Genomic DNA, 15773 nt, shown 5'->3' on the forward strand with positions numbered 1-15773 from the left:
TTTTATTTACTACGTACTTCGACAACCATTAATGGTGATCGTTTTCACGCAGGTAAATGACCCAGTATGTCAACCCAACCAACAAACCACCGCCGATAATATTACCGATCGTAACCGGAATCAGGTTATCAGTGATGAAGTTCATCACGGTCAGGTGAGAAAAATTTTCCGGTGCAGAACCGACAGCGGTCCAGAATTCCGGAGATGCGAAGTCGCGGATTACAATACCCATCGGGATCATAAACATGTTTGCGATACTGTGCTCAAAACCGCTGGCAACAAACATCGCGACCGGCAGCACCATGATAAACGCTTTGTCCATCAGGCTGCGGCCAGAATAACTCATCCATACTGCCAGACATACCATCAGGTTTGCCAGGATACCAAGACAGACGGCCTCAATAAAAGTATGGTGCACTTTGTGGTCGGCGGTTTGTAGGACGTTTAGTCCCCATTGACCATTCGCGGTCATATATTCGCCAGAAAGCCACATTAAAAGTACAAACAGCAGTGCGCCGACCAAGTTGCCAAAATAGACATTTAGCCAGTTTTTCGCCAACTGGCCCCAGGTGATGCGCCCACTCGCCTTGGCAACAACAATCAACACTGTGGAAGTAAAGAGATCGGCTCCGCAGACAACACAAAGAATCAGCCCCAGAGAGAAGCAAATGCCGCCAACCAGTTTTGCCATGCCGAAGGGCATTGTGGCTGTGCCAGTGGTTGCTGTGATATAGAAGACGAATGCGATTGAGATGAAAACACCGGCGGTAATCGCCAGATAGAAAGTCTTAAGCGGATGTTTCGTTGCTTTATAGACACCTGCCTCTTCGGCCACTTTGGCCATTGCAGCAGGAAGTAAAAGATCAAAAGGGTTGTCAGCTTTCACACTAACTCTCTCTTTATTAAGTCGGCGACGAGATACTAACAAAGCATTATAGATGAGAAATTGATATAGATCATATCTCGCCTGGCTTATAGGCCCGTAACTCGCATGGTTTTTATGCAAATACGGAGTAAATATTTGATTATCCAAATAAAAATAAATTTTAAAAATTAACAAATGAGTTGAATTTTTTCCGCATCCTCCGCTAAAACAGTTAATTAAAAGGGAGCACCAGGCGAATAAAGTAACAATATCGATCGTATTTATTAAATACAAATTACCGATATTTAACCTTATAATTACAATTATTTTATTAATGCAAATATATGTAAAGCGGGGCATTAAAAAAACGCCCCGTAATATAACTCAGACGAATCATTAAGCCTACATTGCGTAGGCTATTTGATTTTATTTTGCCCAGAATGCTGCTTTGGCGCGCTGCAGCTTTTCGTAGGCCTTCAACAACGATTGATGTGCAGCAAACGCGTGCAGATCGCTATCCACTGGCTGTAGGCCATAAAACGCGGCTTCGCCGCTCATTGCCGCACTGGCGGCTTCTACGGCATCTGCACCGTACATACGAATAAATGCATTCAGATATTGCAGCGGTTGACGATCTTCTTCCTGAGCAAGCAGCAATAAAGTTTGCAGGCAGCGATAATAGTTGGCGCGTTCAGGGCTGAACACCGATGAATTAAATTCCATCGTCCATTCGGTCCAGACCAGAGCCTGTTCCATATCGCCGCCAGCCAGCGCCAGCATGGCTTTCAGCTCACCGATACGCAGGGTATACCAGCCATTATCTGGCCCGGTCGCCAGACCCAGCAGCTCACGCACGCGGGTAAAGTCATCAAAACCTTCTTCATCCAGTTGCTCAATGAGGTTCAGATAATCTTCTTTTTCCCACTCACTACCGGGCAGTGACAGAATTGTTTCCCGTAAATGGCTGCCCATACCGTTATTTGCCAGCCATAAATCTTCAGCCGGATAAATATCAGACATGCCAGGCACAATAATTCGGCAAGCGTAGACACCAAGATGCTCGTAATCGGCAATATAAACTTCTTTATCTTCCTTCTTGAAGATAGCCATCAGCGTGGCGAACTCCTCTTCAGTGGTGCCGGAGAAATTCCAGTCTACAAACGGATAATCGGCATCCTGTTTGAACAGGTCCCAGGAGATTAATCCGCTGGAGTCGATAAAGTGCGTTTCGAGGTTAGTATGTTCAGCGACTTCTTCATCATCGAAGGTTGGCGGAGTAAATACATCCAGGTCTTTCAGACCGCGACCTTGCAGCAGCTCGGTCACGGTACGTTCCAGTGCAACACCAAAATCAGGATGCGCACCGAATGAGGCAAAGCAGGTGCCGTTAGCAGGATTAAACAGTACCACGCAGATCACCGGATATTGACCGCCAAGCGAACCATCATAAGCAAAGATTGGGAAACCTTCTGCTTCCAGCGTTTCGATCGCTTCAACTACTGCTGGATAACGCGCCAGCACGTCTGCTGGGATCTCTGGCAGGCTGATGCTTTCAGCAATAATGCGGTTTTTCACGTAGCGTTCGAAAACTTCGGACAACCCCTGAACGCGTGCTTCGTTGCGGGTATTACCTGCGGACATACCGTTGGAGACGTACAGGTTACCAATGATATTCATCGGAATATAAACGGTCTGATTGTCGGACTGACGCGTAAAAGGCAGGCCGCAAATACCACGATCTTCGTTACCGGATTGCAGGTCAATCAGCATGCTACCGGTCAGTTCATTTTCCGGATCGTAAAACGCGCGCAGACGGTCATCGAGCAGCCCTTCTGGCACATCGTCATTTTCGGCCAGTGGGAACCATTTTTCGTTGGGATAATGCACGAACGGACCGTTGGCGATGGTTTCGCCCAGCCAGAAGTCCGCAAAAAAGTAGTTGGTAGACAGACGCTCGAAATATTCACCGAGGGCAGAAGCCAGCGCCGCTTTTTTGGTTGCGCCTTTGCCGTTGGTAAAACACAGGGCGCACTCTTTGTCGCGAATGTGCACGGACCAGACGTTAGGTACCGGATTCAGCCAGGAGGCCTCTTCAATCTGAAAACCGAGGTCGGAGAGTTTTTGCTGGAAGCGAGCGATGGAATCTTCCAGTGCGGCATCTTTGCCGGGGATAAATGTTTGCGTCATGAAAATCACTTTAGTCGTACGGAAAGCGCGCAATAATACGGGTTTTATCTCAAAGGTGCTATCACCGCCGCCACGCTGATGAACTGTTAGCTATGCTTTTAGCGGATAAACTACGATAAGAGCATAAAAATGAAGGCGTTCGATCTCCACCGTATGGCATTCGATAAAGTGCCTTTTGATTTTCTTGGCGAAGTTGCACTACGTAGTCTCTATACCTTTGTGTTGGTCTTTTTGTTCCTCAAAATGACAGGGAGACGCGGCGTGCGGCAAATGTCGCTATTTGAAGTATTAATCATTCTGACTCTGGGGTCGGCGGCAGGGGATGTGGCGTTTTATGATGATGTGCCGATGGTCCCGGTGCTTATCGTCTTTATTACTCTGGCGTTGTTATACCGCCTGGTAATGTGGTTGATGGCGCACAGTGAAAAACTGGAAGATTTGCTGGAAGGTAAACCGGTTGTCATTATTGAAGATGGCGAGCTGGCCTGGTCGAAACTCAATAACTCCAACATGACGGAATTTGAGTTCTTTATGGAACTACGGTTGCGTGGCGTGGAACAACTGGGGCAGGTGCGTCTGGCTATTCTCGAAACCAATGGCCAAATTAGCGTCTATTTCTTTGAAAATGACAAAGTAAAACCAGGCTTACTTATTTTACCCAGTGACAGTACTCAGCGTTACAAAGTGGTGCCGGAGTCGGCGGACTATGCATGCATCCGTTGCAGTGAAATCATTCATATGAACGCGGGGGAAAAACAATTATGTCCGCGCTGTGCAAATCCAGAATGGACGAAGGCAAGTCGGGCAAAACGGGTGACCTGACAGTAAAAACATCGGCTTTTTGCTAATAATCCGAGAGATTCTTTTGTGTGATGCAAGCCACATTTTTGCCCTCAACGGTTTTACTCATTGCGATGTGTGTCACTGAATGATAAAACCGATAGCCACAGGAATAATGTATTACCTGTGGTCGCAATCGATTGACCGCGGGTTAATAGCAACGCAACGTGGTGAGGGGAAATGGCTCAAATCTTCAATTTTAGTTCTGGTCCGGCAATGCTGCCTGCAGAGGTGCTTAAACAGGCTCAACAGGAACTGCGCGACTGGAACGGTCTTGGTACGTCGGTGATGGAAGTGAGTCACCGTGGCAAAGAGTTCATTCAGGTTGCAGAGGAAGCCGAGAAGGATTTTCGTGATCTTCTTAATATCCCCTCCAACTACAAAGTATTGTTCTGCCACGGCGGCGGTCGCGGTCAGTTTGCTGCTGTACCGCTGAATATTCTTGGTGATAAAACCACCGCAGATTATGTTGATGCCGGTTACTGGGCGGCAAGTGCCATTAAAGAAGCGAAAAAATACTGCACGCCTAATGTCTTTGACGCCAAAGTGACTGTTGATGGTCTGCGCGCGGTTAAGCCAATGCGTGAATGGCAGCTCTCTGATAATGCTGCTTATATGCATTACTGCCCGAATGAAACCATTGATGGTATCGCCATCGACGAAACGCCAGACTTCGGCAAAGATGTGGTGGTCGCTGCCGACTTCTCTTCAACCATTCTTTCCCGTCCGATTGATGTCAGCCGTTATGGCGTAATTTACGCTGGCGCACAGAAAAATATCGGCCCGGCTGGCCTGACAATCGTCATCGTTCGTGAAGATTTGCTGGGCAAAGCGAATATCGCTTGTCCGTCGATTCTGGATTATTCCATCCTCAACGATAACGACTCCATGTTTAACACGCCGCCAACGTTTGCCTGGTATCTGTCTGGTCTGGTCTTCAAATGGCTGAAAGCGAACGGCGGTGTGGCTGCAATGGATAAGATCAATCAGCAAAAAGCAGAACTGCTGTATGGGGTGATTGATAACAGCGATTTCTACCGCAATGATGTGGCGAAAGCTAACCGTTCGCGGATGAACGTGCCGTTCCAGTTGGCGGATAGCGCGCTTGATAAATTGTTCCTCGAAGAGTCTTTCGCTGCGGGCTTACATGCGCTGAAAGGTCACCGTGTGGTCGGCGGAATGCGTGCTTCTATTTATAACGCCATGCCGCTGGAAGGCGTTAAAGCACTGACAGACTTCATGGTTGAGTTCGAACGTCGTCACGGCTAATGCCGACATTTTGCGTAATCCCCACAGCCAGACTGTGGGGTTTTTATTTCTGTTGTAGAGAGTTGAGTTCATGGAATCCCTGACGTTGCACCCCATCGCCCGTGTCGATGGCACTATTAATCTGCCCGGTTCCAAGAGCGTTTCTAACCGCGCTTTATTGCTGGCGGCATTAGCACACGGCAAAACAGTATTAACTAATCTGCTGGATAGCGATGACGTGCGCCATATGCTGAATGCATTAACGGCGTTAGGGGTAAGTTACACGCTTTCAGCCGATCGTACGCGTTGCGAAATCATCGGTAACGGCGGTCCATTACACGCAGAAAGCGCGCTGGAGTTGTTTCTTGGAAACGCCGGAACGGCTATGCGTCCGCTGGCGGCGGCACTTTGTCTGGGAAACAATGATATTGTCCTGACTGGTGAGCCGCGTATGAAAGAACGCCCGATTGGTCATCTGGTGGATGCGTTGCGCCAGGGCGGAGCGAAAATCACTTACCTGGAACAAGATAATTATCCACCGTTGCGTTTACAGGGCGGTTTTACTGGCGGCAACGTTGACGTTGATGGCTCCGTTTCCAGCCAGTTCCTCACCGCACTGTTAATGACTGCGCCTCTTGCGCCGAAAGATACAGTTATTCGTATTAAAGGTGATCTGGTTTCTAAACCTTATATCGATATCACGCTCAACCTGATGAAAACGTTTGGTGTTGCGATTGAAAATCAGCACTATCAACAATTTGTCGTAAAAGGGGGGCAGTCTTATCAGTCTCCGGGTACTTATTTGGTCGAAGGAGATGCATCTTCAGCTTCTTACTTCCTGGCAGCAGCAGCAATCAAAGGCGGCACGGTAAAAGTGACCGGCATTGGACGCAACAGTATGCAGGGCGATATTCGATTTGCTGATGTACTGGAAAAAATGGGGGCGGCCATTAGCTGGGGCGATGATTATATTGCCTGCACGCGTGGCGAACTGAACGCCATCGATATGGATATGAACCATATTCCCGATGCGGCGATGACCATTGCCACGACGGCGTTATTTGCAAAAGGCACAACCACGCTGCGCAATATTTATAACTGGCGCGTAAAAGAAACGGATCGCCTGTTCGCGATGGCAACAGAGCTACGTAAAGTCGGTGCGGAAGTTGAAGAGGGGCACGATTTCATTCGCATCACTCCACCGGAAAAACTGAACTTTGCCGAGATCGCGACATACAATGATCACCGGATGGCGATGTGTTTCTCGCTGGTGGCATTGTCAGATACGCCAGTGACGATTCTTGAACCCAAATGTACGGCTAAAACCTTCCCGGATTACTTCGAACAACTGGCGCGGATAAGCCAACCAGCTTGAATAACGGGCGATAAATAGACAAATATTTCTTTCTAAAAGCGTCGGCACACTGCCGGCGTTTTTTTTCGGACCTTGTGAGTCATTTTGAACAGTGGTAACGTCGATTATCAATGTAAGTTATTGATACATAATATTTATATATGATTAATCAACGGATGATTCACATGAAGAATACTAAATTACTGCTGGCGATTGCGACTTCTGCAGCACTACTGACAGGGTGTCAAAATACGCACGGTATTGATACCAATATGGCTATCAGCTCCGGTTTAAATGCCTATAAAGCTGCAACGTTAAGCGACGCCGATGCAAAAGCCATTGCCAATCAGGGCTGTACCGAAATGGACAGCGGCAATCAAGTTGCAAGCAAATCCAGCAAGTACGGTAAACGTCTGGCAAAAATCGCCAAAGCATTGGGTAACAACATTAACGGTACGCCGGTCAACTATAAGGTTTATATGACCAGCGACGTTAACGCATGGGCGATGGCAAACGGCTGTGTCCGTGTCTACAGTGGCCTGATGGACATGATGAACGACAACGAAATTGAAGGCGTTCTGGGTCATGAACTGGGACACGTTGCATTGGGTCACTCACTGGCTGAAATGAAAGCCTCTTATGCGATCGTTGCCGCACGTGATGCAATTTCCGCCACCAGCGGTGTTGCTTCCCAGCTTTCTCGCTCGCAACTGGGCGATATCGCAGAAGGCGCTATCAATGCTAAGTACTCCCGCGATAAAGAGTCTGAAGCAGATGATTTCTCCTTTGATCTGCTGAAGAAACGTGGCATTAACACCCAGGGACTGGTCGGTAGCTTTGAAAAACTGGCCAGCCTGGATGGCGGTCGTACTCAGTCTATGTTTGACTCTCATCCACCATCAGCAGAGCGTGCACAGCACATCCGCGATCGTATTGCCTCCGGTAAGTAAATCATTGTCATCTTTCGGGCTGGTCTTTCGCCAGCCAGCTATAATTGCGCAATAAATCCCCATCTGAATACAGACAAAACTGGTTTTTGCACACAACGTTAACGATTTGTGGCGCCGACGCGTATAATGCGCGCGGTTATGTTAACGGTACGCCTGTTTTAAGGAGATAAAGATGACGGCAATTGCCCCGGTTATTACCATTGATGGCCCAAGCGGTGCAGGGAAAGGCACCTTGTGTAAGGCTATGGCGGAAGCGTTGCAATGGCATCTGCTGGACTCGGGTGCAATTTATCGCGTACTGGCACTGGCGGCATTACATCACCATGTTGATGTTGCGTCGGAAGATGCGCTGGTGCCGCTGGCATCCCATCTGGATGTACGTTTTGTGTCGACCAATGGCAATCTGGAAGTGATCCTCGAAGGGGAAGATGTCAGCGGCGAAATTCGTACTCAGGAAGTGGCGAATGCTGCTTCACAAGTCGCTGCATTCCCACGCGTTCGTGAAGCATTATTGCGCCGCCAACGCGCATTCCGGGAGTTACCCGGTTTGATCGCCGATGGTCGCGATATGGGGACAGTGGTATTCCCTGATGCGCCAGTAAAAATTTTCCTTGACGCCTCCTCGGAAGAACGTGCGCATCGCCGCATGCTACAGTTGCAGGAGAAGGGCTTTAGTGTTAACTTTGAGCGCCTTTTGGCCGAGATCAAAGAACGCGACGACCGCGATCGTAATCGCGCGGTAGCGCCCTTGGTTCCGGCAGCCGATGCTTTAGTTTTGGATTCCACCACCTTAAGCATTGAGCAAGTGATTGAAAAAGCGTTACACTACGCGCGCCAAAAATTGGCTCTCGCATAAGCGACCGAATTTGCAGTACCCCCGTTGCAATGGAATGACAGCGGGTATGTTAAACAACCCCATCCGGCACGGAGCCAGGTGGACGTTAAATATAAACCTGAAGATTAAACATGACTGAATCTTTTGCTCAACTCTTTGAAGAGTCCTTAAAAGAAATCGAAACCCGCCCGGGTTCTATCGTTCGTGGCGTTGTTGTTGCTATCGACAAAGATGTAGTACTGGTTGACGCTGGTCTGAAATCTGAGTCTGCCATCCCGGCTGAGCAGTTCAAAAACGCCCAGGGCGAACTGGAAATCCAGGTAGGTGACGAAGTTGACGTTGCTCTGGACGCAGTAGAAGACGGCTTCGGTGAAACTCTGCTGTCCCGTGAGAAAGCTAAACGTCACGAAGCCTGGATCACGCTGGAAAAAGCTTACGAAGATGCTGAAACTGTTACCGGTGTTATCAACGGCAAAGTTAAGGGCGGCTTCACTGTTGAGCTGAACGGTATTCGTGCGTTCCTGCCAGGTTCTCTGGTAGACGTTCGTCCGGTGCGTGACACTCTGCACCTGGAAGGCAAAGAGCTTGAATTCAAAGTAATCAAGCTGGATCAGAAGCGCAACAACGTTGTTGTTTCTCGTCGTGCCGTTATCGAATCCGAAAACAGCGCAGAGCGCGATCAGCTGCTGGAAAACCTGCAGGAAGGCATGGAAGTTAAAGGTATCGTTAAGAACCTCACTGACTACGGTGCATTCGTTGATCTGGGCGGCGTTGACGGCCTGCTGCACATCACTGACATGGCCTGGAAACGCGTTAAGCATCCGAGCGAAATCGTCAACGTGGGCGACGAAATCACTGTTAAAGTGCTGAAGTTCGACCGCGAACGTACCCGTGTATCCCTGGGCCTGAAACAGCTGGGCGAAGATCCGTGGGTAGCTATCGCTAAACGTTATCCGGAAGGTACCAAACTGACTGGTCGCGTGACCAACCTGACCGACTACGGCTGCTTCGTTGAAATCGAAGAAGGCGTTGAAGGCCTGGTACACGTTTCCGAAATGGATTGGACCAACAAAAACATCCACCCGTCCAAAGTTGTTAACGTTGGCGATGTAGTGGAAGTTATGGTTCTGGATATCGACGAAGAACGTCGTCGTATCTCCCTGGGTCTGAAACAGTGCAAAGCTAACCCGTGGCAGCAGTTCGCGGAAACCCACAACAAGGGCGACCGTGTTGAAGGTAAAATCAAGTCTATCACTGACTTTGGTATCTTCATCGGCCTGGACGGCGGCATCGACGGCCTGGTTCACCTGTCTGACATCTCCTGGAACGTTGCAGGCGAAGAAGCAGTTCGTGAATACAAAAAAGGCGACGAAATCGCTGCAGTTGTTCTGCAGGTTGACGCAGAACGTGAACGTATCTCCCTGGGCGTTAAACAGCTCGCAGAAGATCCGTTCAACAACTGGGTTGCTCTGAACAAGAAAGGCGCTATCGTAACCGGTAAAGTAACTGCAGTTGACGCTAAAGGCGCAACCGTAGAACTGGCTGACGGCGTTGAAGGTTACCTGCGTGCTTCTGAAGCATCCCGTGACCGCGTTGAAGACGCTACCCTGGTTCTGAGCGTTGGCGACGAAGTTGAAGCTAAATTCACTGGCGTTGATCGTAAAAACCGCGCAATCAGCCTGTCTGTTCGTGCGAAAGACGAAGCTGACGAGAAAGATGCAATCGCAACTGTTAACAAACAGGAAGATGCAAACTTCTCCAACAACGCAATGGCTGAAGCTTTCAAAGCAGCTAAAGGCGAGTAATTCTCTGACTCTTCGGGATTTTTATTCCGAAGTTTGCTGAGTTTACTTGACAGATTGCAGGTTTCGTCCTGTAATCAAGCACTAAGGGCGGCTACGGCCGCCCTTAATCAATGCAGCAACAGCAGCCGTTAAATTTGCCTTTAAGGAACCGGAGGAATCATGACCAAGTCAGAATTGATAGAAAGACTTGCCACCCAGCAATCGCACATTCCCGCCAAGACGGTTGAAGATGCAGTAAAAGAGATGCTGGAGCATATGGCCTCGACTCTTGCGCAGGGCGAGCGTATTGAAATCCGCGGTTTCGGCAGTTTCTCTTTGCACTACCGCGCACCGCGTACCGGACGTAATCCGAAGACTGGCGATAAAGTAGAGCTGGAAGGAAAATACGTTCCTCACTTTAAACCAGGTAAAGAACTGCGCGATCGCGCCAATATTTACGGTTAAGTTTTAGTAAAACTTGAACGCGGAAAAAGCACCTGTCGGGTGCTTTTTTCATTTCTGCAATAGGGTTCTGGAAGCTGTCTCGCAGAGTTGTGTACAGTTTTCATCATCCTGCTAAATTCTTCTGAACGTGCCTCGGGCAACGCAAAACTCCCGCCAGACAACCACTCAACAAAGTTGCACACTTTCCAAAAACAGGGAGGAGTGCATGAAAATAACGACAGTTAGCCTGTGCATAATTTGCGGGATTTTTCCGCTGCTGATTTTGCCGCAGTTGCCTGGGACATTAACTCTTGCGAGTCTGACTGTATTCGTCTGCGTACTGGCATTTATTCCTGTTAAAGTCGTCCGTTATTTCACGCTGACATTGCTGTTTTTTCTTTGGGGCGTGTTGGCGGCGAAGCAAATTCTGTGGGCAGGAGAAAACTTAACTAGCGCGACGCAGGATGCAGTCGTCGAGATTACCGCCACTGACGGCATGACCACGCATTACGGGAAAATTACTCATCTACAAGGGCGGCGGTTATTTCCCGCGCCAGGCATCGCGCTATATGGCGAATATTTGCCACAATCGGTATGCGCCGGGCAACGATGGTCGATGAAACTCAAAGTGCGTGCTGTTCATGGTCAACTTAATGATGGCGGCTTTGATAGCCAGCGTTATGCCATTGCCCAGCATCAGCCACTTACCGGACGTTTTCTGCAAGCAAGCGTCATTGAACCAGGTTGTAGCCTACGTGCGCAATATCTGGCATCCCTGCAAACGACGCTGCAGCCGTATTCATGGCAGACGGTGATGCTCGGCTTAGGAATGGGTGAACGGTTATCGGTATCTAAAGAAATTAAAAATATAATGCGCGATACCGGTACGGCACATTTAATGGCGATATCGGGTTTACACATCGCTTTTGCAGCATTACTGGTTGCGGGGCTAATTCGTGGCGGGCAAATTTTCCTCCCCGGGCGTTGGATTTACTGGCAGATGCCATTAATCGGTGGAGTTTGCTGCGCTGCTTTTTATGCCTGGCTTACCGGTATGCAGCCGCCTGCATTGCGTACCGTGGTGGCGCTTGTGACCTGGGGAGCGCTCAAATTGAGCGGCCGACAATGGAGTGGTTGGGATGTGTGGATATGCTGCCTGGCAGCAATTCTGCTGATGGATCCTGTCGCTATCCTCTCGCAAAGTTTGTGGCTCTCTGCCGCAGCGGTGGCAGCGCTGATATTTTGGTATCAGTGGTTTCCCTGCCCAGTCTGGCCATTGCCGCCTGTATTGCAATCTATTGTTTCACTTATCCATCTGCAACTTGGTATAACACTCCTGCTAATGCCGGTGCAAATAGTCATGTTTCATGGCGTTAGTCTGACTTCATTTATGGCAAATTTGTTCGCTATTCCCTTAGTGACATTTATTTCGGTTCCGTTGATCCTCGCCGCGATGGTTGTGCATTTAATCGGGCCATTAATCCTGGAACAAGGTATATGGTTTCTTGCCGATCGGTCCTTAGCTTTACTTTTTTGGGGGTTAAAGAGTTTGCCTGAAGGGTGGATAAGCATTGCTGAACGTTGGCAATGGCTATCATTTTCGCCCTGGTTATTACTGGTGATATGGCGACTAAACGCATGGCAAACGTTGCCTGCGGTGTGTATGGCTGGAGGAATTATAATGTGTTGGCCACTGTGGCAAAAACCACGGTCTGATGAGTGGCAGGTTTATATGCTTGATGTCGGGCAAGGGCTGGCAATGGTGATCGCTCGAAACGGTAAAGCGGTTCTCTATGATACAGGGCTCGCCTGGCCGGAGGGGGACAGTGGGCAACAACTGATTATTCCCTGGCTCCGCTGGCATGACCTTGAACCGGAAGGCGTTATTCTTAGTCATGAACATCTTGATCATCGGGGTGGACTGGACTCGATATTACATGCCTGGCCGACGTTATGGGTAAGAAGCCCCTTAAACTGGGTGCATCATCAGCCCTGCGTGCGTGGCGAAGCGTGGCAGTGGCAAGGATTGCAGTTTAGTGTGCACTGGCCTTTGCAAGGGAGTAACGAAAAGGGAAATAACCATTCCTGTGTGATTAAGGTTGATGATGGAACACATAGCATTCTTTTGACTGGCGATATTGAAGCCCCCGCTGAACAAAAAATGCTAAGTCATTACTGGCAACAGGTTCAGGCAACTTTGATTCAGGTACCCCATCACGGTAGTAATACCTCGTCATCAGTGCCATTGATTCAGCGGGTAAATGGAAAAATGGCACTGGCATCGGCATCGCGCTATAACGCATGGCGATTGCCCTCCAGTAAAGTTAAACTTCGCTATCAACTACAAGGATATCAATGGGTTGATACCCCACATCAGGGGCAAATAACGGTCTATTTTTCAGCGCAAGGTTGGCGGGTGAGCAGCCTAAGGGAGCAAATTTTACCTCGTTGGTATCATCAGTGGTTTGGCGTGCCAGTGGATAACGGGTAGAATATGCGGCTATTTCAACAAATGCTGGTTTTTTGAATGCATAACGACAAAGATCTCTCTACGTGGCAGACATTCCGCCGACTGTGGCCAACCATTGCGCCTTTTAAAGCGGGTCTGATCGTGGCGGGCATAGCGTTAATTCTCAACGCAGCCAGCGATACCTTCATGTTATCGCTCCTTAAGCCGCTTCTCGATGATGGCTTTGGTAAAACAGATCGCTCCGTGCTGATGTGGATGCCGCTGGTGGTTATCGGCCTGATGATTTTACGTGGTATCACCAGTTATATCTCCAGCTACTGTATCTCCTGGGTATCAGGAAAAGTGGTTATGACCATGCGCCGACGTCTGTTCGGCCACATGATGGGAATGCCAGTGTCATTTTTTGACAAACAATCAACCGGGACACTGCTTTCACGTATTACTTACGATTCTGAACAGGTTGCTTCGTCATCTTCCGGCGCGCTGATTACGGTGGTGCGTGAAGGTGCTTCCATTATCGGTCTGTTCGCCATGATGTTCTATTACAGCTGGCAGCTGTCGATCATTTTGATTGTGTTGGCGCCGATTGTCTCGATTGCGATTCGTATCGTATCGAAGCGTTTTCGCAGCATCAGTAAAAACATGCAGAACACCATGGGGCAGGTGACCACCAGTGCTGAACAGATGCTGAAAGGCCACAAAGAAGTATTGATTTTTGGCGGCCAGGAAGTAGAAACAAAGCGTTTTGATAAGGTCAGCAACAAGATGCGTTTGCAGGGGATGAAGATGGTTTCTGCTTCTTCCATCTCTGACCCGATTATTCAGCTGATCGCCTCTCTGGCGCTGGCATTTGTTCTCTACGCTGCGAGCTTCCCAAGCGTGATGGATAGCCTGACTGCCGGTACGATTACTGTCGTCTTCTCTTCGATGATTGCACTTATGCGTCCGTTGAAATCGCTGACCAACGTTAACGCCCAGTTCCAACGCGGGATGGCCGCATGTCAGACGCTGTTTACCATTCTGGACAGTGAACAGGAGAAAGACGAAGGTAAACGCGAGATTGAGCGTGCTACTGGTGACGTTGAATTCCGCAATGTCACTTTTACCTATCCGGGGCGTGAAGTCCCTGCGCTGCGTAATATCAACCTGAAGATCCCGGCAGGGAAAACAGTGGCTTTGGTAGGGCGTTCTGGGTCGGGTAAATCGACCATTGCCAGCCTGATCACCCGTTTTTATGATATCGATGAAGGCGAGATCCTGATGGATGGTCACGATCTGCGCGAGTATACCCTGGCGTCTTTACGTAACCAGGTTGCTCTGGTGTCGCAGAATGTCCATCTGTTTAATGACACGGTTGCCAACAACATTGCTTACGCCCGTACTGAACAGTACAGCCGTGAGCAGATTGAAGAAGCGGCACGCATGGCCTATGCCATGGACTTTATCAATAAGATGGATAACGGTCTTGATACGGTGATTGGTGAAAACGGCGTGTTGCTTTCTGGCGGCCAGCGCCAGCGTATTGCCATTGCCCGTGCCTTGCTGCGCGATAGCCCAATTCTGATTCTGGATGAAGCCACTTCGGCGCTGGACACCGAATCCGAACGCGCGATTCAGGCGGCGCTGGACGAGTTGCAGAAAAACCGTACCTCACTGGTGATTGCCCACCGCTTGTCTACCATTGAAAAGGCAGACGAAATTGTGGTCGTCGAGGACGGGATCATTGTGGAACGCGGTACGCATAACGATTTGCTTGAGCACCGTGGAGTCTACGCGCAACTTCATAAAATGCAGTTTGGCCAATGATCGAAAAAATCTGGTCTGGTGAATCCCCTTTGTGGAGGTTATTGCTGCTACTCTCCTGGTTGTATGGCCTGGTGAGTGGCGCTATCCGTCTTTGCTATAAACTAAAACTGAAGCGCGCCTGGCGAGCCCCCGTACCGGTTGTCGTGGTTGGTAATCTCACCGCAGGCGGCAACGGAAAAACTCCGGTGGTTGTCTGGCTGGTGGAACAACTACAAAAGCGCGGTATTCGTGTTGGCGTAGTGTCACGGGGCTATGGCGGTAAAGCTGAGTCGTATCCGCTGTTATTGTCGGCAGATACCACCACCGCACAGGCGGGCGATGAACCGGTGCTGATTTATCAGCGTACGGGTGCACCTGTTGCAGTTTCTCCTGTCCGTTCAGATGCGGTAAAAGCCATTCTGGCGCAATATCCCGATGTGCAGATTATCGTGACTGATGACGGTTTACAGCACTATCGTCTGGCGCGTGATGTGGAAATCGCCGTCATCGATGGCGTGCGTCGCTTTGGCAATGGCTGGTGGTTGCCGGCGGGGCCAATGCGCGAGCGCGCGGGGCGCTTAAAATCGGTTGATGCGGTAATCGTCAATGGCGGCGTACCGCGTCACGGTGAAATCCCGATGAACTTAATACCGGGTCAGGCAGTGAATTTACTTACCGGCGCGCGTTGTGACGTTACACAACTTAAACATGTGGTGGCGATGGCAGGTATTGGTCACCCGCCGCGATTTTTTGCCACACTAAAGATGTGCGGTATACAACCGGAAAAATGTGTGCCGCTGGCAGATCATCAATCTTTGAATCATGCGGATGTCAGCGCACTATTAAGCGCCGGGCAAACACTGGTCATGACTGAAAAAGATGCGGTGAAATGTCGGGCTTTTGCAGAAGAAAACTGGTGGTATTTGCCCGTTGACGCACAGCTTACGGGCGATGAACCAGAGAAACTGCTCGCACAACTTTCCTCGCTGGCTTCTGGCAACTAATTCAGCC

Annotated in this window: 12 protein-coding genes; 10 read left to right on the forward strand and 2 right to left on the reverse strand. The window is 49.4% G+C overall.

Features of this window, described 5'->3' with window-relative positions; translation table 11 throughout:
• Positions 1-28 precede the first annotated feature (28 nt).
• Positions 29-886, reverse strand: coding sequence for a formate transporter FocA (gene focA / locus FEK46_RS23565; RefSeq protein ID WP_135406318.1), 858 nt, complete (start codon positions 884-886; stop codon positions 29-31).
• A 405-nt stretch (positions 887-1291) separates the two neighbouring features.
• Complete coding sequence (ycaO, locus tag FEK46_RS04745) at positions 1292-3052, reverse strand: 30S ribosomal protein S12 methylthiotransferase accessory factor YcaO (protein WP_135559690.1); 1761 nt, start codon at positions 3050-3052, stop codon at positions 1292-1294.
• Between the two features lie 129 nt (positions 3053-3181).
• Here ycaO and FEK46_RS04750 point away from each other — a divergent pair, with 129 nt between their 5' ends.
• The 10 genes from FEK46_RS04750 (at position 3182) to lpxK (ending at position 15766) form a co-directional block, all read left to right on the forward strand.
• Positions 3182-3874 carry a DUF421 domain-containing protein gene (locus tag FEK46_RS04750; protein WP_135559689.1) on the forward strand — a complete coding sequence of 231 codons (693 nt, stop codon included), beginning with the start codon at positions 3182-3184 and terminating at the stop codon, positions 3872-3874.
• A gap of 198 nt (positions 3875-4072) precedes the next feature.
• The gene (gene serC, locus FEK46_RS04755; protein WP_000057132.1) at positions 4073-5161 is read left to right on the forward strand and encodes a 3-phosphoserine/phosphohydroxythreonine transaminase; all 1089 of its coding nucleotides are present in this window, start codon (positions 4073-4075) and stop codon (positions 5159-5161) included.
• 70 nt (positions 5162-5231) lie between these two features.
• Positions 5232-6515 (forward strand): 3-phosphoshikimate 1-carboxyvinyltransferase, encoded by a 1284-nt coding sequence (aroA, locus tag FEK46_RS04760; protein WP_135559688.1) that lies wholly within the window; start codon positions 5232-5234, stop codon positions 6513-6515.
• Positions 6516-6679: 164 nt separating this feature from the next.
• Positions 6680-7444 (forward strand): metallopeptidase YcaL, encoded by a 765-nt coding sequence (gene ycaL / locus FEK46_RS04770; RefSeq protein WP_130205325.1) that lies wholly within the window; start codon positions 6680-6682, stop codon positions 7442-7444.
• Between the two features lie 172 nt (positions 7445-7616).
• Complete coding sequence (cmk, locus tag FEK46_RS04775) at positions 7617-8300, forward strand: (d)CMP kinase (RefSeq protein ID WP_000125014.1); 684 nt, start codon at positions 7617-7619, stop codon at positions 8298-8300.
• Positions 8301-8410: 110 nt separating this feature from the next.
• Complete coding sequence (gene rpsA, locus FEK46_RS04780; protein ID WP_000140327.1) at positions 8411-10084, forward strand: 30S ribosomal protein S1; 1674 nt, start codon at positions 8411-8413, stop codon at positions 10082-10084.
• A 159-nt stretch (positions 10085-10243) separates the two neighbouring features.
• Entirely contained in the window at positions 10244-10528 is a 285-nt protein-coding gene (ihfB, locus tag FEK46_RS04785) for an integration host factor subunit beta (protein WP_000167336.1), read from the forward strand.
• A gap of 205 nt (positions 10529-10733) precedes the next feature.
• On the forward strand, positions 10734-12998 hold the full coding sequence (locus tag FEK46_RS04790; protein ID WP_138194654.1) for a ComEC family protein: 2265 nt from the start codon (positions 10734-10736) through the stop codon (positions 12996-12998).
• Positions 12999-13034: 36 nt separating this feature from the next.
• The gene (msbA, locus tag FEK46_RS04795; RefSeq protein WP_130205329.1) at positions 13035-14783 is read left to right on the forward strand and encodes a lipid A ABC transporter ATP-binding protein/permease MsbA; all 1749 of its coding nucleotides are present in this window, start codon (positions 13035-13037) and stop codon (positions 14781-14783) included.
• Positions 14780-15766: a tetraacyldisaccharide 4'-kinase gene (lpxK, locus tag FEK46_RS04800; protein WP_135559687.1), complete on the forward strand. Its 987-nt coding sequence runs from the start codon at positions 14780-14782 to the stop codon at positions 15764-15766. The genes msbA and lpxK overlap by 4 nt, the downstream gene beginning before the upstream one ends.
• Positions 15767-15773 lie beyond the last annotated feature (7 nt).

The sequence above is a fragment of the Escherichia sp. E4736 genome (assembly GCF_005781225.1).
Classification (GTDB): Bacteria; Pseudomonadota; Gammaproteobacteria; order Enterobacterales; family Enterobacteriaceae; genus Escherichia.